Below are 24,857 nucleotides of genomic sequence, written 5' to 3'. Positions count from 1 at the left end.
CTGCGGAAACCCCTGGAAACCGCCCTGGAGGGCCCCTTCATGACGCCCATCCTCCTTGCTATCGCCTGCCTGCTCGCCATCACGCTCGGTTACGGCGGGCTGTGTGCCGCCTCGCCGTTCGGCGACTGCCGCAAGTGCCACGGCATGGGCCACGAACTCACCACCGACCGCAAGGGCAAGCCCAAGCGCGGCAAGGACTGCCGCCGCTGCAAGGCCACCGGCAAACGCATCCGCATCGGCCGCTGGCTCTACAACCGCTGGGCCCTCATCTACCGCGCCGGCACTGACACCCCCCGCCCGAAAGGCATCCGATGATCCTCAACATCTCCGCCGTGCTGCTCTTCGGCGCCGCCTCCGCGCTCGCCGTGCGCACAAAGTCCGCCGGGGGCGGCGCCGCCCTGGTGCTGTTCCTGTTCGGGTTCTTCGCCGCCGGAACCGGCGCGTATGAGCCCATCCACAACCTTGTGCAGGCGTCCGCCGACGCCATCGCCGGACTCGGCAACTAAGGAGAGCCGCCATGAACGAACCCCTCCGCCGCCCGCCCGCCGACACGGCGAGCGTGGCAGTCCACCGCCCCGTGCCCCTCGCCCCCGCACCCACGGCGTCGCTCGCGCCGGTGCAGCAGGGCGTCCCGTCGGTGGCGAGCGTCGTCCTTCCGGACGGCCGCGTCGTCACCGGCTACGCCGTCACCCCCGCCCGGCCCGAGCCAGTGGTCGCGAAGCCGGCCGTTTCCCGCGCGGCTGTGAACGTCGCCCTGGGAGGTGTCGGCTTCCTTGCGGTGTGCGGCGGGCTGTTCCTGCTGACCGCGTTCATCACCGCCCTGACCGCCCTGGTCACTCAGCTCGTCATCCTCGCCGCTGTTCTCTTCGGCGGATGGGTCGCCGTGCAGGTGTGCAGCGCACGCGGTCACCGGGGCGGGACCACGGTCAACATCCGCAAGGCCACGTTCAAGCGCAACCACTTCCACGGCTGACGCTCAGCCGTCACCGCGACCGGCCTTCCGCAGGATGAGCCGGGCTATCAACTGGCCGCCGATCGAAGTCAGCGTCACGGTCAGCGCGAACGACAGCGAGTCGTCCCACGACTTGCCCCGCACCCAGTGCCAGAACACGGCCGCAAGCCCGGCCACGGCAAGCGCGTAAGCCAGCAACGCCAGCCTCCGCGTCCCCCGGCGTCGCTGCCACGAAGGCGTTGCCTCATCGCCTGTCCGCTGACGCTCCGTCATTCCACCCAGCTACCCCATGAGGGAAAGGACCCACATGTTCGAGATCCGCGTCATCACCGACCCGGCCGACGCCGACCGCGTCACCGCCGCCCTGTCCGCCACCTTCGCCACCGGCCCGGCACGCCGGTACCCCACCCGCGACGGCCAGCGCACCCGCCTCTACGTGACCGCCGACTACCGCCCCGACCCCTTCCCGGCCCCGGAGGCGGCGTACGCCCTGGTTCCGAGCATCCTCAGCGAGATGCGGTGGGTGACGAACACCCTCGCCATTGCGGAGTGCTTCACCGCGCTGGAACGGGACTACTACCTGCGCAAGGCCGCTCTGCTCGACCGCATCGCGCTCATGGACGAACTGACCCCGCCCTTCGGCGACGCCACGAAGGCGGCTGAAGCGGCAGCTGTGCTCCTGCTCGGCACTGACCGCGACCATCTCGCCGGCCACGTCGTGGAACGGGCGGATAAGGACCCGCGCGGCTACGTCCGCCAGCAGTACGCCCTGCACGCCGGCTGCGTCTGCGACGACCTCGGTGAGGGCCCCTGCTACCTGCACCCGGAGCACTAGATGCGCCCGGGGCGGGGTGTCGTCTCACCACAAGCCTGCACCCCGCCCCGGTTCTCCAGGTCCCTCCAACGAGAACAAGGAGACCCCCAGCATGACCCATCAGCCCGCCCTTCGGCGAGTACGCGGCCACTGGCCGCCACTGCCCGCCAGAACCCCCCGCACCACGTCCATGCGGGGGGTGGGGGCATGAGCGAGACGCCCTACCCCCTGCACACCGCGCTGAGCCTCGCCGCGTCCGGCGTCCCGGTGCTGCCCCTGCGCCGTGGGAAGGTGCCGTTCGGCAACTGCCGCACCTGCGCGGGCAACGCGTGCGGCGGCCGACCGAACATGAAAGCCGCGGGCCCGTGCCGCTGCCCTGGCGTCTGCCACGCGTGGGCCGCCGCCACCACCGAGCCCGCCGTCATCGTCTCGCCCCCGTGGGCTGCCGCGTGGCGGCAGGCCGTGTGCGTCGGCTACCACCCCGGCGGCGCCGGGCTGACCGTGGTCGACCTCGACAACACGGAAGCCATCGCATGGGCCCGCACCTCGCTGCCCGCCACCAGGACCGTGCCCACGACACGCGGCCAGCACTGGATCTACGGCGGCGCCATGCCGTCGCACAACGCGGTCCGGACCGGTGTCGACATCAAGTCGGCCATGTCCTACGCCCGCTGGCTCGGGCCTGGCACCGGCACGATGACCGCCTTGCCGGACGCCGTCCGCGCCCTGGCGGTGAAGGAAGAGACCACCCCCGCCCCGGGGGAGGTGGCCTCTTCCATTCCTCGGGGCGCCACCTGGGACCGGAGCGTGGCCACCGGATGCCGCCACACCGACCGCTACGTCCGCACCGGTCTGGAACGCGGCCTGGCCCTGATCACTGCCCGGACCGAGACCGGCGCCGGCTCGCAGGCGTTCGGGGTGGCCCGGTTTCTGGCAGCCCAGCACCAGCGCTGCCCCGGGCCGTGCGGCTTGGACGTCATCGGCGCGCAGATCGTGGCCGCGGCCGTCGCGGTCGGCGTCCCCGAGCCCTACGCACAACGCGCCGTCGCCAACGGCTTCACCACCGGCAAGGAGCACGCCGCATGAGCCCCGCGGAAGAACTCCCCCCGCCCTCCCACCCGATGGCCGTCGCCCGCCGTGTCCTGCCCGGCTGGCAGGACACCGACGGACGCCTGCTGTGCCGCCGCTGGCGCGGCTCCTGGATGCGCTGGACCGGCACCGCCTGGCGAGAGCTGGACGAACAGCAGCTACGCGCCACCCTCTACAAGCGCCTCGAACACGCCGTCTTCATCAGCGGCACGGACAAGCAAGGGGCGCCGGAACTCCACGACTGGGCACCGACCAAGCAGAAAATCAGCAACCTGCTCGACGCGCTCGGGGCCGTCGTGCTGTTGCCCACCGAGGTGGACGCCCCCGCCTGGATCGACGGCACGGACAACGGCGAGCCGGACGCGAGCCCGATCGTGGCGTGTACGAACGGGCTGCTCCGTATCCGGGACCGGGAGCTGCTGCCGCACGGGCCCGGGTTCTTCAACCTCGTCTCCGTGCCGTTCCCCTACGACCCGGACGCCACCGCGCCCACCTGGGAACGGTTCCTGGCGCAGGTCTGGCCGGACAACCCCGAGGCCATCGCCGCCCTTCAGGAGTGGTTCGGTTACGTCCTGTCCGGCCGCACCGACCAGCAGAAGATCCTGCTCATGGTCGGCCCCTCCCGCTCCGGCAAGGGCACCATCGCCCGCGTGCTGAAGATGCTGGTCGGCAAAGAGAACCTGGCCGGCCCCACCCTCGCCGGGCTCGGCACCAACTTCGGACTGTCCACCCTGGTCGGCAAGCCCCTCGCCGTCATCTCGGACGCCCGGCTGTCCGGCAACGACAACAGCCAGGTCGTGGAACGGCTGCTCACCATCTCCGGTGAGGACACGATCGACATCGACCGCAAGTACCGGCAGCCCTGGACGGGTAAACTGCCCACCCGGCTGATGATCCTCTCCAACGAGCTGCCCTACTTCGGCGACTCCTCCGGAGTCATCGCCCGCCGCTTCATCGTCCTCAACATGACCGTGTCGTGGCTGGGCAAGGAAGACCCCACCCTCACCGACCGGCTCGCCGCAGAGATGCCCGGCATCATCAACTGGGCCCTCGACGGCCTCGCCCGCCTAGAAACCAGCGGACGGATCACGGAACCATCATCCAGCCGCGAAGCGGTCACCACCATGCAGGACACCGCCTCGCCTACATCCGCGTTCATCCGCGAGCGCTGCGCCACCGGACCGACGTGCAGCGTCCCCGTGGACACCCTCTGGGCCGTCTGGCGCGAGTGGGCCGAGGACAACGGCGTGAAGGCCGTCGGCACCAAGCAGATGTTCGGCCGCAACCTGCTCTCCGTCGTCCCCCAGCTCAGCCGGACCCGCCCCCGGGACGCCTACGGCCGGCAGGTCGCCACCTACAACGGGATCACGCTGAAGCAGTCCCAACCACATCAGCCTGAGTCGTGACTCATCGCGACTCAACCCCCACCGAGACGCGCTGAGTCGCGATGAGTCACGACTCAGCGCAATGTCACGCAACCTGTGGAGGACGCAGTGACGCCGTCCCACCTCGTTGAGGAAACCGATCCCCGAGCCATCCTCCGGGGTGGTCTCCCAGACCGGTACCTCAGTCCCGACGACATCGCCGAGATCTTCGACGTGCCCAAAGAGACTGTCTACCAGTGGCGTAGGCAGCGCATAGGCCCGCCGGGTTTCCGCGTCGGGAAGCACGTCCGCTATGACCCCGCCGACGTGCGCGCCTATGTAGTACAGCGTAAGAGCGCCGACCGAGACGCCTCCTAACTCAACACGTACCAGACAGCAGGGAGAGTCGTTCTTCGGCTCTCCCTGCTGTGCGTCAAGAAAGGAACGCCGCCCGATGGCAGGCCACATTCAAGACCGGTGGTTCAAGACCGTCACCGATTCCGACGGCAAGTCGCTCAAAGTGAAGACTGATCGCCACGGGACAGGGCTCCGGTACCGCGCGCGCTACGTGGGCCCGGACGGAACCGAGAAGTCGAAGAGTTTTCGGGACGGTCAGAAGCGCATCGCAGAGAAGTGGCTCTCCGGGGTCGAAGCAGACATGACGCGAGGCCTGTATGTCGATCCCTCCTCTGGCAGGGTGACCTTCAAGGACTTCGCCGTCCAATGGCTGGCCTCCCAGACGACGGACCCTTCAACCATCGTGAACATGGAGCTACGGTTCCGACTGCACGCCTTCCCCTACATTGGTGCGCGAGCCATGAACACGTTCCAGCCCGGCCATATCCGCGTGTGGGCACGGGCACTCAAGGATTCTGGGATGGCAGCCTCATACCAACGCACCGTGTTCGCGAACGTCTCGGCCGTGTTCGGTGCCGCTGTGGATGACGGCATCATCGCGCGAAACCCCTGCCGAGCTGGCTCCGTGAAGGCTCCGAGACTGGACCCCCGTAAGGTCAAGCCGTGGACACGTGACCGGGTGCTGGCTGTGCGGAATGGCCTGCCGGAGCAGTACGCCACTACAGTCGACGTCGGCGCAGGGTGCGGTCTACGGCAAGGGGAAATCTTCGGGCTTGCAGTTGATGAGGTGGACTTCGCCGGCGGGGTCGTACACGTGGTTCGTCAGGTCAAGCTCATCGGTCCGAACATGGTCTTTGCCCCGCCGAAGGGGAACAAGCTGCGGGACGTGCCCTTACCCGATGTGGTCTCGTACGCACTTGCCTCGCACATCACACGCCGACCGCCTCTCGACGTCACGCTGCCGTGGAAGACGCCGGACGGGCCGCCGGTCACTGCGAAGCTGCTCTTCTACTCGCGCGAGCGCAAGGCGGTGAATCGGAACTACTTCAACATGTTTCTGTGGAAGCCGGCCCTTGTATCCGCCGGCGTCATTCCGGAGCGCTCACCGGGGGAGCGGTTCAGGCAGTCGCGGGAGCATGGCATGCACGCCTTGCGGCACTACTACGCCTCTGTGCTGCTGGATGCAGGGGAAAACATCAAGGCGCTTGCCGAGTACCTGGGTCACTCCGATCCAGGCTTCACCCTGCGCACCTACACGCACTTGCTGCCAAACAGTCAGCAGCGGGCCCGGGACGCAATCGATCGGGTATTCCGTGCTGGGGAAGACGCTGATTGAGGGGTCGCCCGATGACGCTGGACGACCCCTCATAAGAGGGTTACTGCCGGTCTGCCTGCCTCCGTCGGCCCGTCCTTGCGGCGGGCACCGGGGCGACCTTCTGCATGTACATCAGGAACGGCGATACGAACACTGAAGCCTCAGTGATCGTCGACTGGCCCGACAGTACGAGGGTCACTCCGGCTCCGAGCGCGGCGGCATACATGCCGCTGTGCGCGAGCAGGGCTACGTGCCCCTCCGACTGCTCATCGGACATACTTGACTTGCTCCTGTCTCTACGTGGGGCTGTGAGCAAGGGCCACCCGCATCGTTTGGTAGGCGGGCGGGTGGCCTGCTCCATCTCTTGGCACCACTCTTCGGTGGTGTGCGGTCAAGCCGCGTCGGTGGACGTGTATCCGTCTCCTCCCGGCCATACGACGACGATCTGTAGCTGAGCGCACAGATCGAGCAGGTCTGGCTCTGGCTGCGACGGCACTAGCAGGGCCAATTCCGGCTGCGGTAGGAAGCGCGCGTAGTCGAGGAGCTGGCCGATCGCCATACGGACCGCCTCGCGGGACACCGAGCCCTTGGCCTCGTACAGCCGGTTAGCTGTCGCGTCGTAGAGATCTGTCAGAAGTTGCTTTGCAACGCCGGCAGGAGCGATTCGGTGACGGCCTACCGTGTGCCCCTGGAGCCGCAAGTGATCGGCGTAGGCACGCACCAACTTCGCCTCATTGCGTTCAGCCTCGTAGGGCTCTCGTGACGGGTCTACAAGCATCCGCTCGGTGTGCTGCGCCTCGACCGCTATGGGTTCTACTACGGGCACGTCGCTAGGCGTGTGGGGGAGCTGTGAACCCACTGGCGCAGCCGCTGCGACAGGTTCGAGTCGGAACATGATCACGCTGCGGATAGGGCCGCCGTTAGTTTCCGGCGCGTCCGTGCGATACCAGGGGCGCTCGTCCGGCAGCGTGAACTGACCCAGGTACTCGCACGTGCCAGAGGCGACACCCTTGAAGAGCCGCAGAGCGCGACCTTCCTTCTTGTGGTTCAGAATCGCCAGGTTGCCCTGGGTCATCTTCTGATCACCGACCTGGCCCTCACCCGCGTAGTGGTAGAAGCCGTCCTCGCCCCAGCCGTCGAAGTAGCCGTGCTTGTGCCCCTTGGCTGGGTCGGTGAAGAGAAGCACATTGGGTGAGACGCGAGATGGGCCGATGCCGCCCTGACGCCGTCCGCCGTACCGGTCGTGCAGATCGACACGCTTCAGGACCTCCCCAACGGCAACGTCCCACTCGGTCAGCTCTGGTGCGGCCTCGGCGTCCATCCCACCCCTCGTTTAGGTCTGTTCTGGTGCCAAAAAGTCTAGCCTACGAAGCCGCTCAACCACCAACCTGCTTCTCAATTAGACCGACCCGGGGTCGCACTAAATGCCGTCACTAATTGGGTGGGGAAGCAAAAAGCCGTCGGCCGGCTCTCCGAGGAAGGAGAGCCGGCCGACGGCCCAGAGGCGGCCCAGGGGAGCGGTTGCCCGCTCTGACCTGGGGCGATATCACACGTCGAAGTACATCTCGAACTCGTGCGGGTGCGGACGCAGCTGCAGCGGCGCGATCTCGTTCGCGCGCTTGAAGTCGATCCACGTCTCGATCAGGTCCGGCGTGAACACGTCGCCCTGGAGGAGGAACTCGTGGTCGGCCTCCAGGCGGTCCAGGACCGCGCCCAGGGAGGTCGGGACCTGCGCCACGTTGGCGTGCTCCTCGGGAGCCAGCTCGTAGAGGTCCTTGTCGATCGGCTCGGCCGGCTCGATCTTGTTCTTGATGCCGTCCAGGCCCGCCAGCAGCAGGGCCGAGAAGGCCAGGTACGGGTTGCCGGAGGCGTCCGGCGCGCGGAACTCGACGCGCTTGGCCTTCGGGTTCGAGCCCGTGATCGGGATACGCATCGCGGCCGAGCGGTTGCGCTGCGAGTACACCAGGTTCACCGGCGCCTCGAAGCCCGGCACCAGGCGGTGGTAGGAGTTCACCGTCGGGTTGGTGAAGGCCAGCAGCGACGGGGCGTGCTTGAGGATGCCGCCGATGTAGTAGCGGGCGGTGTCGGACAGGCCGGCGTAGCCCTGCTCGTCGTAGAAGAGCGGCTCGCCGCCCGACCACAGCGACTGGTGGACGTGCATGCCCGAGCCGTTGTCACCGAAGATCGGCTTCGGCATGAAGGTCGCGGTCTTGCCGTTCTTCCACGCCACGTTCTTCACGATGTACTTGAAGAGCTGGAGGTCGTCGGCGGCGGCGAGCAGCGTGTTGAACTTGTAGTTGATCTCGGCCTGGCCGGCGGTGCCCACCTCGTGGTGCTGGCGCTCGACCTTGAGGCCGGAGCGCTCCAGCTCCAGGGAGATCTCGGCGCGCAGGTCGGCGAAGTGGTCGACCGGCGGGACCGGGAAGTAGCCGCCCTTGTAGCGGACCTTGTAGCCGCGGTTGTCCTCCAGGGCGCCGGTGTTCCAGGCGCCGGCCTCGGAGTCGATGTGGTAGAACGACTCGTTCGCGCTGGTGGCGAAGCGCACGGAGTCGAAGACGTAGAACTCCGCCTCCGGACCGAAGAACGCCGTGTCGGCGATGCCGGTGGAGGCGAGGTAAGCCTCGGCCTTCTTCGCCACGTTGCGCGGGTCACGGGAGTACTGCTCGCCCGTGATCGGGTCGTGGATGAAGAAGTTGATGTTGAGCGTCTTGTCCCGGCGGAACGGGTCCACACGCGCGGTGGACAGGTCGGGGCGCAGGGACATGTCGGACTCGTGGATGGCCTGGAAGCCGCGGATCGAGGACCCGTCGAAGGCCTGCTCGTCGTCCGGGTCGAACGCCTCGGCGGGCAACGTGAAGTGCTGCATGACGCCCGGCAGGTCGCAGAACCGGACATCGACGAACTTGACGTCCTCGTCCGCGATGAACTTCTTGGCGTCGTCGGCGTTCTGGAACATCCAGCTCCTCCTACTCCCGACCGTCCCGCCGGGGTGGTAGATCGTTCGTGCGGCCAGTGCGGGTGGCACACGCTTCCTCGACCCTAGGGACGGGTGATTTCTCGGGCGTGACCCGTTTGTTTCGCAGAAGTTAACCGGCTCCATTCCAGCGTAGGCCTCATCCGGACCCGTCACACCCGGCCGTGCGCCCCTCTCGCCCCCTTTCGCGTACCCCCCGCCGCCGGCCGTTCACGGGCCCAGTACCGTGGACGGGTGGACAACAGGCGAGCAATCGGATCGTGGCTTTCCGGGCCGCGCGCGGCCATCGAAGAGTCCGGCGCGGACCTCGGGTACCGGGGCGAGCAGCTCGGCCTCCCCGAGGACGGACCGGGCTCGATCGCCCGCCCGGGCCGGCGGATCGGCGCCCTGGCCGTCGACTGGGCCCTGTGTCTGCTGATCGCATACGGCCTGATCACGGACGGCTATGGCCAGGCGACCAGCAACTGGGCCCTGCTGATCTTCTTCGTGCTGAGCGTGCTGACCGTCGGCACGATCGGCTTCACCCCGGGCAAGCGCCTCTTCGGCCTGCGCGTGGTGGACCTGGCCACGGGCCGCCCGAACCCGCTGCGCGCCCTGCTGCGCTCGGTCCTGCTGTGCGTCGCCCTCCCGGCCCTGATCTGGGACCGCGACGGACGCGGCCTGCACGACCGGCTGGCGCGCACCGTGGAAGTGCGGATCTGACGCGCGGATCTGACGGGGAGCGCGGTACGGGGCTCGGGGGCGGCACGCGACAGTGACGGCGGTACGCGGCCCGGGGGCGGCACGCGACAGCGGCGGCGGTACGCGACTGCGCAACCGCGCGAGTCCACGGCGGTCGTCCGCGCTCACGGCGATCGCCCGCACGTACGGCGATGGGGCGCCCGGATCATTCCGGGCGCCCCATCGCCGTACCGGCGTATCGAAGTCCTGCGGGTCAGCGCTGCCTGGGGTTGCCGCCCTTGGGCATGCGCATGCCCTTCGGCATCGGACCCTTGGGCAGCGGCATGTTGCTCATCAGGTCGCCGAGGGCGCGCAGCCGGTCGTTGGTCACGGTGACCTGCGGGCCGGACAGGACGCGGGGGAGCTTGAGCATGGTGGTGCGCAGCTTCTTCAGCTCCACCTGGCCCTCGCCGGTGCCCACGACCAGGTCGTGCACGGGCACGTCGGCGACGATGCGGTTCATCTTCTTCTTCTCGGCGGCGAGCAGGGACTTCACCCGGTTCGGGTTGCCCTCCGCGACCAGCACGATGCCGGCCTTGCCGACCGCGCGGTGCACGACGTCCTGGTTGCGGTTCATCGCCACCGCGGGCGTCGTCGTCCAGCCCCGGCCGATGTTGTCCAGTACGGCCGCGGCCGCGCCCGGCTGGCCCTCCATCTGGCCGAAGGCCGCCCGCTCGGCCCGGCGCCCGAAGACGATCGCCGTCGCGAGGAAGGCGAGCAGTACGCCCAGGATGCCGAGATAGATGGGGTGACCGACCAGGAAACCGATCGCGAGGAAGACACCGAAGACGACGATGCCGACACCCGCGAGTACAAGACCGATCTTCTTGTCGGCCTTGCGGGTCATCTTGTAGGTCAGAGCGATCTGCTTCAGTCGCCCGGGGTTCGCAGCGTCCGCTGCAGGTTCCTTCCTCGCCATGGCACGAAGTCTACGTGTCCCCGACAGCGCGGACGACGGCAGTGCCCGCCGGGGCCGGCGGAGGGGAGCGGCGGTGGGGCCGGGGCGCGTCTCAGGGGCGGCCGGCGACGGACTGCCGCAGCACGCGCTCCGTCTCGATCCGGTCCTTGGCACGGCGGCGGTCCTCCAGCACGGAGGTCCACGCGTTGCGCCGGGCGGTGCGCTGGCCGCCGCTCATCAGCAGCGACTCGACGGCCCGCAGGGCGGTGGTGAACGACGGGATGGCGGTGGCGCGAACGGGCGCGGCCTGCATCGTGGAGGTCCCCCCTCGGTACGGCTCCGGGTACGGAGACGGGTGTACGTGGCGTGATTCCAGGGTCACTGATTGGTGTTACCAGGGCGTGACCCGCCGGTCAAACGGACATGAAGCCGCGATGCCCAGGGCCGCAACGACACCGCGGCCCCGACCGGTGCCCTCATCTGCGAGGACGGTCGGGGCCGCGGAATACCGGCCACTACTGGCGAGTAGCGACTTGTGCGTGAATTCACACGGTCGCCGGGACGGTGCCTCGGGCGGAGGCTCAGACGGTGGCGGCGCGGCGCTGCTCCATGGCCATCCCGTACAGCCGTCCGGCGCGGTACGAGGACCGCACCAGCGGGCCCGACATCACGCCGGAGAAGCCGATCTGCTCGGCCTCCTCCTTCAGCTCCACGAACTCCTGCGGCTTGACCCAGCGCTCCACCGGGTGGTGGCGCACGGACGGGCGCAGGTACTGCGTGATGGTGATCAGTTCGCAGCCCGCCTCGTGCAGTTCCTTCAGCGCCTCGCTGATCTCCTCGCGGGTCTCACCCATGCCGAGGATCAGGTTGGACTTGGTGACCAGGCCGAAGTCACGGGCCTCGGTGATCACCTTCAGGGAGCGCTCGTAGCGGAAGCCGGGGCGGATGCGCTTGAAGATGCGGGGGACCGTCTCGACGTTGTGCGCGAAGACCTCGGGGCGGGACTCGAAGACCTCCTGGAGGAGTTCCGGCACCGCGTTGAAGTCCGGGGCGAGGAGCTCCACCTTGGTGCGGCCGGCCTCGCGGTCCGCCGTCTGCAGGTGGATCTGGCGCACCGTCTCGGCGTACAGCCACGCGCCGCCGTCCGGGAGGTCGTCGCGGGCGACGCCGGTGATGGTGGCGTAGTTCAGGTCCATGGTGACCACGGACTCGCCGACGCGGCGGGGCTCGTCGCGGTCGAGGGCCTCGGGCTTGCCGGTGTCGATCTGGCAGAAGTCACAGCGCCGGGTGCACTGGTCGCCGCCGATGAGGAAGGTCGCCTCGCGGTCCTCCCAGCACTCGTAGATGTTGGGACAGCCGGCTTCCTGGCAGACCGTGTGCAGGCCCTCGCTCTTCACGAGGTTCTGCATCTTGGTGTACTCGGGGCCCATTTTCGCCCGGGTCTTGATCCACTCGGGCTTGCGCTCGATGGGGGTCTGGCTGTTGCGGACCTCCAGGCGCAGCATCTTGCGTCCGTCGGGTGCGACTGCGGACACGACCGGCTCCCTAGCGATTGATTCTTCGGCGTTCTTCAGGGTACGCCCGTTGATTTGTTGGTCGGCGGTGGTGCCGGCCTTGCCGGGGGCTGCCGTCCCCAGGCCCCCGTTTCCGGCCTGAACGGCCTCGTCCTCAAACGCCGGACGGGCTGGGTTCATGCCGCCGGCGGCAAAGTCACGCGGGCGTCTTCTCGATCACCCGCGGCTTGAGTTCCGCGTTCTCCAGGACGTCCCGCAGGTGGCGTTCCGCCACCGGCAGGACCTCCTCGATGGTCACGTCGCGGCCGAGTTCGTTCGCCAGGGAGGCGACGCCCGCGTCGCGGATGCCGCACGGGATGATCCGGTCGAACCACTTGTTGTCCGGGTTCACGTTGAGGGCGAAGCCGTGCATGGTGACGCCCTTGGCGACCCGGATGCCGATCGCGGCGATCTTGCGGTCCTCGCGGCGCTGGCCGGCGTTGGAGGGCGCGTAGTCGGGGCCGTTCAGGCGGGGGTCGAACTCCTCGTCCGTCAGGCGCGGGTCGAAGTCCAGCGAGAGGCCGCCGAGCGCCGGGCGCCGCTCCACCGGGTCGCCCAGGACCCACACTCCGCTGCGGCCCTCCACCCGGCTGGTCTCCAGACCGAACTCCGCGCACGTGCGGATCAGGGCCTCCTCCAGCCGCCGTACGTGCGCCACCACGTCCACCGGGCGCGGGAGCTTCTGGATCGGGTAGCCCACCAGCTGGCCCGGCCCGTGCCAGGTGATCTTGCCGCCGCGGTCCACGTCGATCACCGGCGTGCCGTCCAGCGGACGCTCGCTGTCCTCGGTACGCCGGCCGGCGGTGTAGACCGGCGGGTGTTCGAGGAGCAGCACGGTGTCGGGGACCTCGTCGGCGAACCGCGCGGCGTGCACCCGGCGCTGCTCGTCCCACGCCTCCTGGTAGTCGACGCGATCGGCACCGAATCCCATTCGGACGAACCGCAGCTCACTCACGGCAAGTGCCTCCCTGGAAGGTCGTAAGGCACGAAGCGTGCCCACGCCACTGTACGACCGCCCGCTCGTCGTCAGCCGGGCGGGCAACCCTCACACGATCGGATGAATGCCGGTCGAAGTGTGCGATCGGGTGCTTACTCTCCGCTACATTCGCGCCGTTCACGAGGCCATAAGGGCTGCTCACAGGCGCTCCGGGCACATCGAACGGCCCGGAAGGCAGGAGACCGCACCGCACCATGACGGAACGACCCGCGCAGCGCACCCCCAACCGCCAGCTCGCCGCGCTCATCGCCGAAGCGGGGTTCTCGAACGCGGGTCTCGCGCGTCGCGTCGACCAGCTCGGACTCGAACACGGCCTGGACCTGAGATACGACAAGACGTCCGTCACCCGGTGGCTGCGCGGCCAGCAGCCCCGCGGCACCACACCGGCGCTGATCGCCGAGGTCTTCACCCGGCGCCTCGGCCGCCGCCTCAGCGCACAGGACCTCGGCCTGGACGCCTGCGCGCCCGTCTACGCGGGGCTGGAGTTCGCGGCCACCCCGGAGGAGGCCGTCGACATCGTCGGCGGGCTGTGGCGCAAGGACTCCGGCAGCCACGCCGAACTGCGCAAGATCGCCTTCACCCCGGCCGGCCTGGTCGTGCCCAGCCGGGACTGGCTGATCGGGCGGGCCGACGAGAAGGTGGCCCGCGCCGAGGTGCCCGTCCGCATCCCGGCCCAGGGCCGGCCCACCACCGCCAGGGTGCCGGTGCCGCTCGACCCGTCCCGCCGCCGGGCCCCGGCCGCCGAGCGCGGCCCCGGCCAGAAGGTCACCGGCGGCGACCTCGCCGCACTGCGCTCGGTCGGCGAGCTGTTCCGCAGCCTGGACGACCGGTACGGCGGCGGGCACGCGCGGCAGGCCCTGGTGCGCTATCTGGAGCACGAGCTGGAGCCGATGCTGCGCGGCACCTACGGCGAGCAGACCGGCCGCCGCCTGTTCGCCGCCGCCGCCGACCTGACCCGGCTCGCGGGCTGGACGTCGTACGACATCGCCGCGCACGGTCTCGCCCAGCGCTACTTCGTCCAGGCGCTGCGGCTCGCGCAGGCGGCGGGGGATCGGGCGTACGGCTCGTACGTGCTGGTCACCATGAGCCGCCAGGCCGTCTACCTGGGGCACGGGCGGGAGGCCGTGCAGCTCGCGCGGGTGGCGCAGCAGGGCGTGGGGACCTCCGCGCCGCCGGTCGTGCAGACGCTGCTGCACGCCGCGGAGGCGCGGGCGCACGGCATCCTCGGCGAGGTGCGGGCGTGCACCGCCTCGCTGGTCCGGGCCGAGCGCGCCCTGGAGGCCGCCCGGCCCGGCGACGAGGTGCCGCACTGGGCGCGCTTCTTCGACGAGGCGCAGCTCGCCGACGAGTTCGGGCACTGCCACCGCGACCTCCAGCAGTTCCGCGCCGCTGCCCAGTACGCGGAGCGCTCGCTGCTGCTGCGCGCCCCCGTGTACGCGCGCAGCCGGCTCTTCTGCCGGGTGGTCCTCGCCACCGCCCGCCTCGGCCTCGGCGAACTCGACCAGGCCTGCCAGCTGGCCGCCGAGGCGGCCGGGCAGGCGGCCGAGATGAGGTCGGCACGGGCGACGGAGTACGTCCGCGACTTCGAACGGCGGCTGGAGCCGTACAAGGACGCGGCACCGGTACGGGGGTACCGCGACAAGGTCGCGGCACTCGGGTAGCCGGGCCGCGCCCCGGCCGCACGGGTCGGCAGCCGGGCGGGGGCCCTGACCATGCGCGTCGGCAGCCGGGTGGGCCCCGACCGCGCGGGTCGGCAGCCGGGTGGGCCCCGACCGCGCGGGTCGGCAGCCGGGTGGGCCCCGACCGCGCGGGCCGGTACGGCTAGGCGGCGGCGCGGGCCGTCGGGGTCGGGTCCGCCGCGTGCATCGGCCGGGCCGCCCCCAGGTCGGTCAGGATCGCCGCCGAGGCCCGGTGGGCCGAGTGGAGGGCGCCCTGGACGCCGCTGGTGTCGCGGTGGTCGCCGCACACGTACAGGCCGGCCAGCAGCCGTACCGGCCTGCGCGGGTCGTGCGGCGGGCGCATCGCGGGCACCGCCTCGGGCGTGTGGTGCACGGCGAGGGTCTCCCAGCGGGTGGTCGGGGTGCCGTAGAGGCGGGACAGGTGGATGCGTACGGCCGTGTCGACGTCGGGCGGGGGAGCGCCGAGGACCGTGGACGAGACGAGGGTGCGCCCGGCCGGTGCGCGGGACGGGTCGACGTGGCTGACCACCGCCGTGTGGGCGACCGGCCCGCCGCGGTCCGCGTCGAGCAGCAGGGCGGCGCCGGTCGTGGGCGGTTCGTCCGTCGTGTGGTGCACCACCGTCACCGGATGGAAGTCCGGCACCCTGAGGCCCGGCAGCAACTCGGCCGCCGCCCGGGCGTCGGTCGCCACCAGGACGGCCCGGCAGCGGATGACACCGTGCTCGGCGGTGGTGACGGCGTTGGTGGCGACCGAGGTGACCCGGACGCCGGTGCGCACGGTGCCCGGCGGCAGCCCCCGCGCCAGCAGCTCCGGCAGCGCCTCCGCACCACCCTCGGGCAGCCCGAGCCGCCCGCAGGCGAATTCCCGCAGCGCCAGGTCGGCGCACCGGCTGGAGGTGGTCAGGTCCGGGTCGGAGAGCAGGGCGGCGAGCAGCGGACGCAGGAAACCGTCGATCGTGCGGGCCGGCAGCCCGCGGACCGCCAGCGCCTGGGCCGCGGACAGCTCCGGGCGGGCCAGCAGCCGTTCGACGGGGGTGCCCGCGAGACGGGTCAGTGCGGCACCCAGCCGGGCCTGGTCGACGGCCGTGCCGAGCGGGGCGCCCGCCCGCGCACGGGAAGCGGGGACGGGCCTTTTGGGAGTCCGGGCCACGGAGACCGGGCGCCGGGGCGCGGGAACCGAGCGGGGGGCGCTCGCCAGGGCGCGCACAGCGTGGAGTGCGCCCCTTGCGCCCCGCGCACCCGCCGGGACGCCCGCCCGGTGGTGGCGGCCCTCGCTGTGCAGCAGCACCCCGGGGGCGAACGGCAGCAGCGCGAGGCCGTCCAGCCCGGGGGTGAGGCGCAGTTCCGGGCACGCCGTCGACAGCGGTTGCCCGATTCTGTCGAGCCGGAAGCCGTCGACCTTCTCCGTCGCCAGCCTGCCGCCCACCGCGTGGGCGGCCTCCAGGACGGTGGTCGTCACTCCTTGGCTGGTCAGCCGATGCGCCGCGGCGAGTCCGGCGATCCCGGCCCCCACGACGACGACGTCCGCCTGGTACGCGGGCTCAAGCACGTGCCCCTCCTCGAGGTTGCGCGGCCGCTGGAGACGTCATGCCCCCAACCGGCTTGAGGGATACCCGAGTTCGATTCGAGGTTAGGGCCGGAAACGGTCAACGGGAATCGCACGGAGGCAGGGCACGGTCGCACGGTGGTCGCATAGGGAGGTCATCTGGTGCTCGAACGGGCTCACACGGTCCTGAGTGGTCACACGGCGCCGCGCCCCGCAGCGCCGCGGACCTCTCACAGCGCCGCCCGGATCGCCCCGTCGATCTCCGGGAACGCGAAGCGGAAACCCGACTCCTGCAAGCGGGCCGGGAGGACCCGTGCGCTGCCCAGGACATCGCCCGCCATCTCGCCCAGCACCGCGCGCAGGACCGGCGCGGGCACCGCGAACGGCGCCGGACGGCGCAGCACCCGCCCCATCGCCACGGTGATCTCACGGTTGGTCACCGGGCGCGGGGCCGTCAGGTTGAACGGGCCGGACAGGTCCTCGCGCTCCATGAGGTACCGGATCGCCGCCACCTCGTCGTGCAGGGACACGAAGGACCAGTACTGGGAGCCGTCGCCCAGCCGCCCGCCGAGCCCCGCCCGGAAGAGCGGGAACAGCCGGCCCCAGGCCCCGCCCCGGCGGGAGACGACCAGGCCCGTCCGGACGAACACCGTCCGTACGCCCGCGTGCCGGGCGGGCGCCGCGGCGGCCTCCCACTCCACGCACAGGGACGGCAGGAAACCCTCTCCCGCGGGGGCGCTCTCGTCCACGGGCCGGTCACCGGTCTCCCCGTAGAAGCCGATCGCGCTGCCGTTGACGAAGACCCGCGGCGGCTGCTCCATCGAGGCGACGGCCTCGGCGAGCGCCGTCGTGCCGTGCACCCGGCTGCTGCGGATCCGCGTCTTGTACGCGTCGGTCCAGCGGCGGTCGCCCACCCCCGCCCCGGCCAGGTTGACCACGGCGTCGCACCCGGCGAGCCCGGCCGCGTCCACGCGCCCGCCCTCCGGGTCCCACCGGACCTCGTCCGCGCCCCGGGGCGGACGCCGTACCAGACGCACGACCTCGTGGCCGTCCGCGGTCAGGGACCGCACCAGCGCCGCGCCGATGACGCCGGACGCGCCGGCCACCGCGACACGCGAACGCGCCCCGCCCATCCGTCCATCGTCCATGCGTCCATCCTGCCGCGCGGCCCCGGAATCCGCTGGACCGGGCCGCCCGACCGCGTCGTACAGTGACCGTCATGCCAGCCCCGCACATACGTCGCGCCAGGTCCGAGGACGAGCAGCCGCTGCGCCGGATCGACCTCGAGACCTGGTCCTACCTGCACGCCGTCTCGCCGCCGCCGGGACCGGACGACCCGTTCTTCCGCGACGTCTGCGGCCCGGACGCCCACCTGGTCGCCGAACTCGACGGCGCCGTCGTCGGCTACGTCCGCCTCGGCTTCCCCACCCCCCTGGCCTCCAACACCCACGTCCGCCAGATCCGCGGCCTCGCCGTCGCCGACGCGGCGCGCGGTCGCGGCGTGGGGCGCGCGCTGGTCCGGGCCGCCGTCGAGGAGGCCCGCGAGCAGGGCTTCCGCCGTATCACCCTGCGGGTCCTCGGCCACAACACCGCCGCCCGCAAGCTCTACGAGTCGGAGGGCTTCGTCGTCGAGGGCGTGCAGCCCGAGGAGTTCCACCTCGACGGCCGGTACGTCGACGACGTGCTGATGGGGCAGATGCTGACCACGCCCTGAGCGGGCGCACCGCGGACGCCGTCGCCGGCACCGACGCGGGCAGGCGCGCTCACGACGTGACCGGCTCGCCCGTGTCCACCGCCTCCGTCGCCTCCGCCGCGCGACGGGCGTCGTCGGCCACCTCGTCGGCCGTCAGCACGTATCCGGTCCGGGCGTCGGAGGTGGAGCGGGCGAAGACCACGCCGTACACCCGGCCGTCGGTGGTCAGCAGCGGGCCGCCCGAGTTGCCGGGGCGGACCGTGGAGCGGATCGAGTAGATCTCCCGGGTGACGCTCGCGTCGCTGTAGATGTTCTGGCCGGTGGCCCGGACCCGGTTCGCCACCGTCGCCGCCCGCAGGTCCAGGTCACCGTCCTGCGGGTACCCGGCGACCACCGCCGCGTCCCCGCGCTCCGCGTCGTCCTCGAACCGCAGGACCGGCGCGGACAGGTCCGGCACGTACAGCACGGCCACGTCCTTGCCCGGGTCGAAGAGCACCACCCGCGCCTCGTGGGCCGGCCCCACCCCGCCGACCCGGACGGTCGGGTCGTCGATGCCGGCCACCACGTGGGCGTTGGTCATCACGTGCTCCGGCGCGTAGACGAAGCCGCTGCCCTCCCGGCCCTGGTTGCCGGCGACGCCCTCCACCTTCACCGTGCTGAGCTTGGCCGCGTTGGTCGCCGCGGCCGTGACGCTGTCGCCGGACGGCTCGGCGACCTGGGCGGTCGACTCGTTCTCGAAGGGGTTGAAGACCTGCGGGAACCCCGCCTCGGTCAGCGCGGACGTCGCCCCGGAGAACCACGCCGGAGTGGTGTCCGGCATCGCCCGCTGCACCGCGCCCAGCACCGTCGAGTCCCGGATCGCCGAGGTCAACAGCGACGACGAGGAAGCCGCCAGGACGCTCGCCGCCACCCACGCCACGATCAGGGCGGCCGCCGCGTTGGCCATCGCGCCGCCGATGCCGTCGGCCACCCTCAGCGGACCCGCGTCCAGCTCCCGGCGCAGCCGCAGCGCCAGCCGTCCCGCCAGTTCGTGGCCCACCACCGCCGGCAGCAGCACCGCGACCACGGCGGTCACCGTCGCCGCCGTCGAGCCCGGCGCCACCAGGTCCATCACCCACGGCAGGAGCCACACGCCGATCACCGCGCCGCCCACGAAGCCGGCCAGCGAGACACAGCCGGCCACCAGCCCGCGCCGGTAGCCCGAGGCCGCGTAGGCCAGCACCACCAGTGCCAGCACGATGTCGAGCAGGTCCACGCGAGCCGCCTTTCTGCCGGACCCTCGGCCGGGCCCCGGAACCCTGAGTACGTGCCGGACGGGTCCCGCGATCAGAGCCCGGGTCAACCGGAAAACGTCGCGGACCGGGGCGATGGTTCCACCAGGTGGCACAGCACACGTCGCGGGCGGGGCCGATGCGCCGGACAGTGGGACCATGGGTGTCTTCCGAGGGCCGCGCGGGGCCCGGCGACGGCGTGCGGCACCCCTGCCCGGCGCGGCCCGCGGGCGTGACGGCGCGGCGCGGGCGTCCCGCACGGCGCGCGTGCCCGGCGGGGCGACGCGGGTGCCGGCCGCGGCCCGGGTGCCGGGCCCGGTGCGGGCGGTGCTCGGATGCCTCCCCGGCCTCGCCGCCGTCCTGGCGCTGGCGCTGTGCGCGAGCGGGGTGGAGAGGGCCGCCACCGCGGGCCCTCGGCAGGCCGCCGCCGACCGGTACACCGCGCCCCGGCCGACCGTCGTGCCCCGGTCGGTCTGGCTGGGCGGGGAGGCCCGCGAACAGCCGCCGCCGCGCTACGACGACGAGGTCCTCGCCGTCTTCGTCCACCACACGGACACGCCGAACGGCTACGACTGCGCCGACGTGCCGGCCATCCTCCGCGGCGTCTACTCGGGTCAGACGGGCGGGCGGGACTGGGACGACATCGGCTACAACTTCGTCGTCGACCGCTGCGGCACCATCTACGAGGGCCGTGCCGGGGGCATCGACCGCGCCGTCACCGGCGCCCACACCCAGGGCTTCAACCACCGCACCACCGGGATCGCCGCCCTCGGCACCTTCACCGCCGGCGTACCCGTGCCCGACGCGCTGACCGACGCGATCGCCGCGCTGGCCGCCTGGAAACTCGGCGGGGCCGGCACCGATCCGCGCGGGAAGGTCCGCCTGGTCTCCAGCAACGGCCTCAGCCGGTACGCCGCCGGCGCCACCGCCACCCTGCCCGCCGTCGCCGGCCACGACGAGGGCTACCAGACCAGCTGCCCGGGCGAGGCCCTGAGCGCCCGCCTCCCGGACATCCGGAACACGGCGGCCCGGCTCCAGGGCCGGCCCGGCTGACCGCCTGACGACAGGCCCGGTGTCCGACACCGGCCGCCGCCGTGCGCTCTGAGGCCGACGCGCGGGCGGCGGGCCTCACTCCCGCCCGAACCGCTCCCACAGGCGGGGGAACCGGGCGGCGAGGGCCCGGTCGTCCTCCAGGTCCACCGGGGTGCCCAGCGGCTCCGCCGGCGCCGGCGCGATGCCGAGGTCGGGGGCCACGGTGCCGGTGAGCTGCTCGTAGGCCTCGTCGGCCGCGTAGCCGAGTTCCTCGCCGTCGCCGTCCAGTTCCTCGTCGAAGTCGTCCAGCAGCTCGGCGAGCGCGTCGGGCTCGTGCACCGCGCCCTCGTACACCTCGCGGCCCTGGCCGATCAGCCAGCACCGGAAGAAGTCGAAGGCGTCGTCGCTCGCGCCGCCGAGCAGGATCCAGGCGGCACCCCACAGGTCCCAGGTGCAGGCCCGGTTGTAACGCGCCTCGAAGTGGCGGGCGAAGTCGAGCACCAGGTCCGGGTCCAGCCCGAGGAGCCGCTCCACGAGCAGGTCCGCCTGGTCCTCGGGATCGCCGTCGGCGCCCTGCCGGGTGGCGTCGATCAGCTCCCAGAACTCCGTCTCGTCCATCACGGGTCCAGCATCGGCCCTGGGCGGGTACGGCGCACGCGGAGGCGGCGGATCGTTATGCGCCGGCCTGGTCCCCGTCGGCGTACAGTCCCGCCAGCCGCCGCGCGTCCCGGGCGAACCGTTGCCGCAGCGCCGGTGGCGCCAGCACCTCCACCTCCGGTCCGAGCCCTCTGAGCTGCGTGTGCGCGACCTCCTCCGACTCCACCGGCAGCGTCACCGTCACCCACCCGTCCGCGTCCGGCGCCTCCGCGCCCGCCAGCGCCTCCCGGGCGGACAGCGCGTCGACGGCGTGCGGCAGCCCCCGCACGCCCCGGGCCGACAGCCGGACCACGACCTGGGCCCGCAGGATCGACCGCGCGAACTGCTCGGCCCGTTCCGCCCAGAACGCGGGCAGGTCGAAGCCGTCGTCCCGCGCGAAGCGCTCCTCGCCCGCCTCCACCGCCGTGAACCGGTCGATGCGGTACACGCGGAAGGGCCCGTCGCCCGCGGCCCGCGCTACCCGGGCGCACAGGTACCAGACGCCGGCCTTCAGCACGAGCCCGTACGGCTCCAGCTCCCGGACCACCTCCTCCGCCCCGCGCCGGTAGCGGGCGGCGACGCGCCGGTCGTCCCAGACCGCGTCCGCGACCGCCGGCAGCAGCTCCGGCGTCTCCGGCTCCCGGAACCAGTTCGGCGCGTCCAGGTGGAACCGCTGAGCCGCCGTGCGGGAGGCGTCCCGCAGGGAGGGGAGCAGCGCCGCCGACACCTTCAGGCGGGCCGCCGACGCCGCGTCCTCCAGGCCCATCTCGCGCAGCGCCCCCGGCACCCCGGACAGGAACAGCGCCTCTGCCTCGCCCCGGGCCAGCCCGGTCAGCCGGGTGCGGTACCCGCCGATGAGCCGGTAGCCGCCCGCCCGCCCCCGCTCGGCGTACACCGGCACCCCCGCCTCCGACAGCGCCTGCGCGTCCCGCGTCACGGTCCGCTCCGACACCTCCAGCTCGCGGGCCAGCTCGGCCGCGGTCATGGTGGGGCGGGACTGGAGGAGCAGCACCATCTTGATGAGCCGGGCAGCGCGCATCCCCACATCATGCAGGAGAACGCGGAAGGCCCCCGCCGCGGCGGGGGCCTCCTCTCACGTCGTGCCCGATCCCTACAGGCCGTAGCGCTCGCGCGCCTCCTTCACGGCCGTCGCCTTGACCTCGCCGCGCTTGGCGAGCTGGGCCAGGGCCGCGACCACGATGGACTCGGCGTCGACGCCGAAGTGGCGGCGGGCGGCCTCACGGGTGTCCGACAGACCGAAGCCGTCGGCGCCCAGCGAGGACCAGTCCTGCTCCACCCACTGCGCGATCTGGTCCGGGACCTGGCGCATGTAGTCGGAGACCGCCAGCACCGGGCCCTCGGCACCCTGGAGCGCCCGGCGCACGTACGGCACCCGCTCCTCGCCGCGCAGCAGCGCCGCGTCGGCCTCCATCGCGTCCCGGCGCAGCTCGGTCCAGGAGGTAGCGGACCACACGTCGGCGGCCACACCCCACTCCTCGGTGAGCAGCTTCTGCGCCTTCAGCGCCCAGTGGATCGCCGTGCCGGAGCCCAGCAGCTGGATGCGCGGGGCGTTCGCGGCCGGGGCCAGGCCCGCCGACTCCGCCGTGTTGAAGCGGTACAGGCCCTTGACGATGCCCTCGTCCACGCCGGCGACGGACGGCTTGGCCGGCTGCGGCAGCGGCTCGTTGTAGACCGTCAGGTAGTAGAAGACGTTCGGGTCCTCGCCCGGGGCGGCCTCGCCGTACATCCGGCGCAGACCGTCCTTGACGATCGCCGCGACCTCGTACGCGAACGCCGGGTCGTACGTCAGCGCCGCCGGGTTGGTCGCCGCGATGGCGGGGGAGTGGCCGTCCGCGTGCTGGAGGCCCTCACCGGTCAGCGTGGTGCGGCCCGCCGTGGCGCCGACCAGGAAGCCGCGGCCGAGCTGGTCGCCGAGCTGCCACATCTGGTCGGCCGTGCGCTGCCAGCCGAACATCGAGTAGAAGATGTAGAACGGGATCATCGCCTCGCCGTGCGTCGCGTACGCGGTGGACGCGGCGATGAAGTCGGCCATCGAGCCGGCCTCGGTGATGCCCTCGTTGAGGATCTGGCCGTTCTTGGCTTCCTTGTAGTACATCAGCTGGTCGCGGTCGACCGGCTCGTACGTCTGGCCCTTGGGCGAGTAGATGCCCAGGGACGGGAAGAGGCTCTCCATGCCGAAGGTGCGCGCCTCGTCGGGGACGATCGGCACCCAGCGCTTGCCGGTCTCCTTGTCGCGGACCAGGTCCTTGACCAGGCGGACGAAGGCCATGGTGGTGGCCACGCTCTGCGAGCCGGAGCCCTTGTCGAAGGAGGCGAACGCCTTGTCGGCGGGCGCGGGCAGCGGCGCCAGCGGGTGCACCCGGCGGGCCGGGGCCGGACCGCCGAGGGCGGCGCGGCGCTCCTGGAGGTAGCGCACCTCGGGGGAGTCGGCGCCCGGGTGGCCGTAGGGGACCACGCCGTCGACGAACGCGCTGTCCGCGATCGGCAGGCCGAGCAGGTCGCGCATGTCCTTGAACTCGTCCACCGAGAGCTTCTTCATCTGGTGGTTGGCGTTCTTGGACGCGAAGCCGCGGCCGAGGGTGTGGCCCTTGACCGTCTGGGCCAGGATCACGGTCGGCGCGCCCTTGTGGGCGAGCGCGGCCTTGTACGCGGCGTAGACCTTGCGGGACTCGTGGCCGCCGCGCGAGTAGTGGAAGCACTCGAGGATCTTGTCGTCGGACAGCAGCTTGCCCATCTCGGCGAGCTGCGGGTCCTTGCCGAAGAAGTCCTCGCGGATGTAGGCGGCGTCGCGCGTCTGGTACGTCTGCACCTGCGCGTCCGGTACCTCGCGCAGGCGGCGTACGAGCGCGCCCGTGGTGTCGAGCTGGAACAGCTCGTCCCAGGCCGTGCCCCACAGGGACTTGATCACGTTCCAGCCGGCGCCGCGGAACTGGGCCTCCAGCTCCTGGACGATCTTGAAGTTGGCGCGGACCGGACCGTCGAGGCGCTGCAGGTTGCAGTTGATGACGAAGGTCAGGTTGTCCAGGCCCTCGCGGGAGGCGAGGGTGAGCGCGGTGGTGGACTCGGGCTCGTCCATCTCGCCGTCGCCGAGGAACGCCCAGACGTGGGAGTTCGTCAGGTCCTTGATGCCGCGGCTGGTCAGGTAGCGGTTGAAACGCGCCTGGTAGATCGCGGAGATCGGGCCGAGGCCCATGGAGACGGTCGGGAACTCCCACAGCCAGGGCAGGCGGCGCGGGTGCGGGTAGGACGGCAGGCCGTTGCCGCCGGACTCGCGGCGGAAGTTGTCGAGCTGCTCCTCGTTCAGGCGGCCGTCGAGGAAGGCGCGGGCGTAGATGCCGGGGGAGGCGTGGCCCTGGACGTAGAGCTGGTCGCCGGAGCCGTCACCCTCCTTGCCCTTGAAGAAGTGGTTGAAGCCGGTCTCGTACAGCCAGGCCGCGGAGGCGAAGGTGGCGATGTGGCCGCCGACGCCGTACTTGCTGCCGCGGGTGACCATCGCCGCCGCGTTCCAGCGGTTCCAGGCGGTGATCCGCTGCTCCATCTCCTCGTCGCCGTCCACGGTGGGCTCGGCGGAGGTGGGGATGGTGTTGACGTAGTCCGTCTCGAGGAGCTTCGGCAGGGCGAGGCCGGCGCCCTCGGCGCGCTCCAGCGTGCGGCGCATCAGGTACGCGGCACGGTGCGGCCCGGCCGCCTTGGTGACGGCGTCCAGGGAGGCCTGCCATTCGGCGGTCTCCTCCGGGTCGCGGTCCGGGAGCTGGTCGAGCTCGCTCGGCTGGATGGCTTTGGGGTCGGTCATGTCGCCGCCTTCCTCAGTCGAAGGGGGTTCCCTCATCGTCAAGGGTTCGGGGGTGCCCTAGGTCTTTGGCAGGACAGGGCGGTGGGCTTCGGTGAAAGCCCGACGGTGACTGTAACTCCGTGATCGATGATCGATCAAAGGGTTGAGGGGCAA

General features: G+C 71.5%; 26 protein-coding genes. 12 read left to right on the top strand and 14 right to left on the bottom strand.

Annotation, left to right across the window (positions count from 1 at the left end):
• The first annotated feature begins 39 nt into the window (after positions 1–39).
• From ACLIN4_RS10130 to ACLIN4_RS10120, 3 genes are read left to right on the top strand one after another with little or no spacing between them, the layout of a single operon-like run.
• Positions 40–315, top strand: a complete 276-nt coding sequence (locus ACLIN4_RS10130) for a hypothetical protein (protein ID WP_411575689.1) — start codon at positions 40–42, stop codon at positions 313–315.
• Positions 312–506 carry a hypothetical protein gene (locus ACLIN4_RS10125; RefSeq protein ID WP_411575688.1) on the top strand — a complete coding sequence of 65 codons (195 nt, stop codon included), beginning with the start codon at positions 312–314 and terminating at the stop codon, positions 504–506. The genes ACLIN4_RS10130 and ACLIN4_RS10125 overlap by 4 nt, the downstream gene beginning before the upstream one ends.
• Before the next feature lie 11 nt (positions 507–517).
• A complete protein-coding gene (locus ACLIN4_RS10120; RefSeq protein WP_411575687.1) occupies positions 518–973 on the top strand; it encodes a hypothetical protein in 456 nt (151 codons plus the stop codon).
• Between the two features lie 3 nt (positions 974–976).
• On the opposite strand, the gene ACLIN4_RS10115 is transcribed toward ACLIN4_RS10120, so the two are convergent.
• Positions 977–1,129, bottom strand: a complete 153-nt coding sequence (locus ACLIN4_RS10115; RefSeq protein ID WP_411575686.1) for a hypothetical protein — start codon at positions 1,127–1,129, stop codon at positions 977–979.
• A 112-nt stretch (positions 1,130–1,241) separates the two neighbouring features.
• On the opposite strand from ACLIN4_RS10115, the gene ACLIN4_RS10110 reads away from it, so the two are divergent.
• The 5 genes from ACLIN4_RS10110 (at position 1,242) to ACLIN4_RS10090 (ending at position 5,912) form a co-directional block, all read left to right on the top strand.
• Positions 1,242–1,787 (top strand): hypothetical protein, encoded by a 546-nt coding sequence (locus tag ACLIN4_RS10110; protein ID WP_411575685.1) that lies wholly within the window; start codon positions 1,242–1,244, stop codon positions 1,785–1,787.
• A gap of 186 nt (positions 1,788–1,973) precedes the next feature.
• Positions 1,974–2,852 carry a bifunctional DNA primase/polymerase gene (locus tag ACLIN4_RS10105; protein WP_411575684.1) on the top strand — a complete coding sequence of 293 codons (879 nt, stop codon included), beginning with the start codon at positions 1,974–1,976 and terminating at the stop codon, positions 2,850–2,852.
• Positions 2,849–4,261 (top strand): DNA primase family protein, encoded by a 1,413-nt coding sequence (locus ACLIN4_RS10100; RefSeq protein ID WP_411575683.1) that lies wholly within the window; start codon positions 2,849–2,851, stop codon positions 4,259–4,261. The genes ACLIN4_RS10105 and ACLIN4_RS10100 overlap by 4 nt, the downstream gene beginning before the upstream one ends.
• A gap of 87 nt (positions 4,262–4,348) precedes the next feature.
• Positions 4,349–4,597, top strand: coding sequence for a helix-turn-helix domain-containing protein (locus ACLIN4_RS10095; protein WP_411575682.1), 249 nt, complete (start codon positions 4,349–4,351; stop codon positions 4,595–4,597).
• A 76-nt stretch (positions 4,598–4,673) separates the two neighbouring features.
• Complete coding sequence (locus tag ACLIN4_RS10090) at positions 4,674–5,912, top strand: tyrosine-type recombinase/integrase (protein ID WP_411575681.1); 1,239 nt, start codon at positions 4,674–4,676, stop codon at positions 5,910–5,912.
• Positions 5,913–5,952: 40 nt separating this feature from the next.
• Here ACLIN4_RS10090 and ACLIN4_RS10085 read toward each other — a convergent pair whose 3' ends face one another.
• The 3 genes from ACLIN4_RS10085 to glnA form a co-directional block, all read right to left on the bottom strand.
• A complete protein-coding gene (locus ACLIN4_RS10085; protein WP_411575680.1) occupies positions 5,953–6,168 on the bottom strand; it encodes a hypothetical protein in 216 nt (71 codons plus the stop codon).
• Positions 6,169–6,282: 114 nt separating this feature from the next.
• On the bottom strand, positions 6,283–7,212 hold the full coding sequence (locus ACLIN4_RS10080; RefSeq protein WP_411575679.1) for a restriction endonuclease: 930 nt from the start codon (positions 7,210–7,212) through the stop codon (positions 6,283–6,285).
• A 225-nt stretch (positions 7,213–7,437) separates the two neighbouring features.
• Entirely contained in the window at positions 7,438–8,847 is a 1,410-nt protein-coding gene (gene glnA / locus ACLIN4_RS10075) for a type I glutamate--ammonia ligase (protein ID WP_043373718.1), read from the bottom strand.
• A 252-nt stretch (positions 8,848–9,099) separates the two neighbouring features.
• Between glnA and ACLIN4_RS10070 the strand changes: the two genes are divergently transcribed.
• A complete protein-coding gene (locus ACLIN4_RS10070) occupies positions 9,100–9,567 on the top strand; it encodes an RDD family protein (RefSeq protein ID WP_100049256.1) in 468 nt (155 codons plus the stop codon).
• 232 nt (positions 9,568–9,799) lie between these two features.
• On the opposite strand, the gene ACLIN4_RS10065 is transcribed toward ACLIN4_RS10070, so the two are convergent.
• The 4 genes from ACLIN4_RS10065 to lipB form a co-directional block, all read right to left on the bottom strand.
• On the bottom strand, positions 9,800–10,504 hold the full coding sequence (locus ACLIN4_RS10065) for a DUF4191 domain-containing protein (protein ID WP_100049402.1): 705 nt from the start codon (positions 10,502–10,504) through the stop codon (positions 9,800–9,802).
• 91 nt (positions 10,505–10,595) lie between these two features.
• Entirely contained in the window at positions 10,596–10,796 is a 201-nt protein-coding gene (locus tag ACLIN4_RS10060) for a hypothetical protein (RefSeq protein WP_043373722.1), read from the bottom strand.
• Between the two features lie 268 nt (positions 10,797–11,064).
• Positions 11,065–12,018 (bottom strand): lipoyl synthase, encoded by a 954-nt coding sequence (lipA, locus tag ACLIN4_RS10055; RefSeq protein ID WP_100049403.1) that lies wholly within the window; start codon positions 12,016–12,018, stop codon positions 11,065–11,067.
• A 175-nt stretch (positions 12,019–12,193) separates the two neighbouring features.
• Positions 12,194–12,991 carry a lipoyl(octanoyl) transferase LipB gene (gene lipB / locus ACLIN4_RS10050; RefSeq protein ID WP_100049404.1) on the bottom strand — a complete coding sequence of 266 codons (798 nt, stop codon included), beginning with the start codon at positions 12,989–12,991 and terminating at the stop codon, positions 12,194–12,196.
• Positions 12,992–13,227: 236 nt separating this feature from the next.
• Between lipB and ACLIN4_RS10045 the strand changes: the two genes are divergently transcribed.
• The gene (locus ACLIN4_RS10045) at positions 13,228–14,694 is read left to right on the top strand and encodes a regulator (RefSeq protein ID WP_289903693.1); all 1,467 of its coding nucleotides are present in this window, start codon (positions 13,228–13,230) and stop codon (positions 14,692–14,694) included.
• Between the two features lie 160 nt (positions 14,695–14,854).
• Here the strand turns inward: ACLIN4_RS10045 and ACLIN4_RS10040 are convergent, their stop codons facing one another.
• Both ACLIN4_RS10040 and ACLIN4_RS10035 read right to left on the bottom strand, forming a co-directional pair.
• Positions 14,855–16,261 (bottom strand): NAD(P)/FAD-dependent oxidoreductase, encoded by a 1,407-nt coding sequence (locus ACLIN4_RS10040; RefSeq protein ID WP_289903695.1) that lies wholly within the window; start codon positions 16,259–16,261, stop codon positions 14,855–14,857.
• 227 nt (positions 16,262–16,488) lie between these two features.
• Entirely contained in the window at positions 16,489–17,406 is a 918-nt protein-coding gene (locus ACLIN4_RS10035; protein WP_289903697.1) for a TIGR01777 family oxidoreductase, read from the bottom strand.
• Positions 17,407–17,477: 71 nt separating this feature from the next.
• Here ACLIN4_RS10035 and ACLIN4_RS10030 point away from each other — a divergent pair, with 71 nt between their 5' ends.
• Positions 17,478–17,972, top strand: a complete 495-nt coding sequence (locus ACLIN4_RS10030; RefSeq protein WP_179342811.1) for a GNAT family N-acetyltransferase — start codon at positions 17,478–17,480, stop codon at positions 17,970–17,972.
• 49 nt (positions 17,973–18,021) lie between these two features.
• Here the strand turns inward: ACLIN4_RS10030 and ACLIN4_RS10025 are convergent, their stop codons facing one another.
• The gene (locus tag ACLIN4_RS10025; protein ID WP_381913422.1) at positions 18,022–19,206 is read right to left on the bottom strand and encodes a MarP family serine protease; all 1,185 of its coding nucleotides are present in this window, start codon (positions 19,204–19,206) and stop codon (positions 18,022–18,024) included.
• 334 nt (positions 19,207–19,540) lie between these two features.
• On the opposite strand from ACLIN4_RS10025, the gene ACLIN4_RS10020 reads away from it, so the two are divergent.
• On the top strand, positions 19,541–20,275 hold the full coding sequence (locus ACLIN4_RS10020) for a peptidoglycan recognition protein family protein (RefSeq protein WP_107480205.1): 735 nt from the start codon (positions 19,541–19,543) through the stop codon (positions 20,273–20,275).
• Between the two features lie 75 nt (positions 20,276–20,350).
• On the opposite strand, the gene ACLIN4_RS10015 is transcribed toward ACLIN4_RS10020, so the two are convergent.
• The 3 genes from ACLIN4_RS10015 to aceE all read right to left on the bottom strand — a co-directional run bounded on the left by ACLIN4_RS10015 (position 20,351) and on the right by aceE (position 24,704).
• On the bottom strand, positions 20,351–20,872 hold the full coding sequence (locus ACLIN4_RS10015) for a DUF4240 domain-containing protein (RefSeq protein WP_107480203.1): 522 nt from the start codon (positions 20,870–20,872) through the stop codon (positions 20,351–20,353).
• Between the two features lie 55 nt (positions 20,873–20,927).
• Positions 20,928–21,929, bottom strand: coding sequence for a helix-turn-helix transcriptional regulator (locus ACLIN4_RS10010; protein WP_289903707.1), 1,002 nt, complete (start codon positions 21,927–21,929; stop codon positions 20,928–20,930).
• A 72-nt stretch (positions 21,930–22,001) separates the two neighbouring features.
• Entirely contained in the window at positions 22,002–24,704 is a 2,703-nt protein-coding gene (aceE, locus tag ACLIN4_RS10005) for a pyruvate dehydrogenase (acetyl-transferring), homodimeric type (protein ID WP_289903708.1), read from the bottom strand.
• Between the last annotated feature and the right edge of the window lie 153 nt (positions 24,705–24,857).

Source organism: Streptomyces mutabilis, assembly GCF_046628145.1.
Lineage (GTDB): Bacteria > Actinomycetota > Actinomycetes > Streptomycetales > Streptomycetaceae > Streptomyces > Streptomyces mutabilis.
Note: the sequence above shows the minus strand (reverse complement) of the source record. Positions and strands in the feature narration are given on the sequence as shown.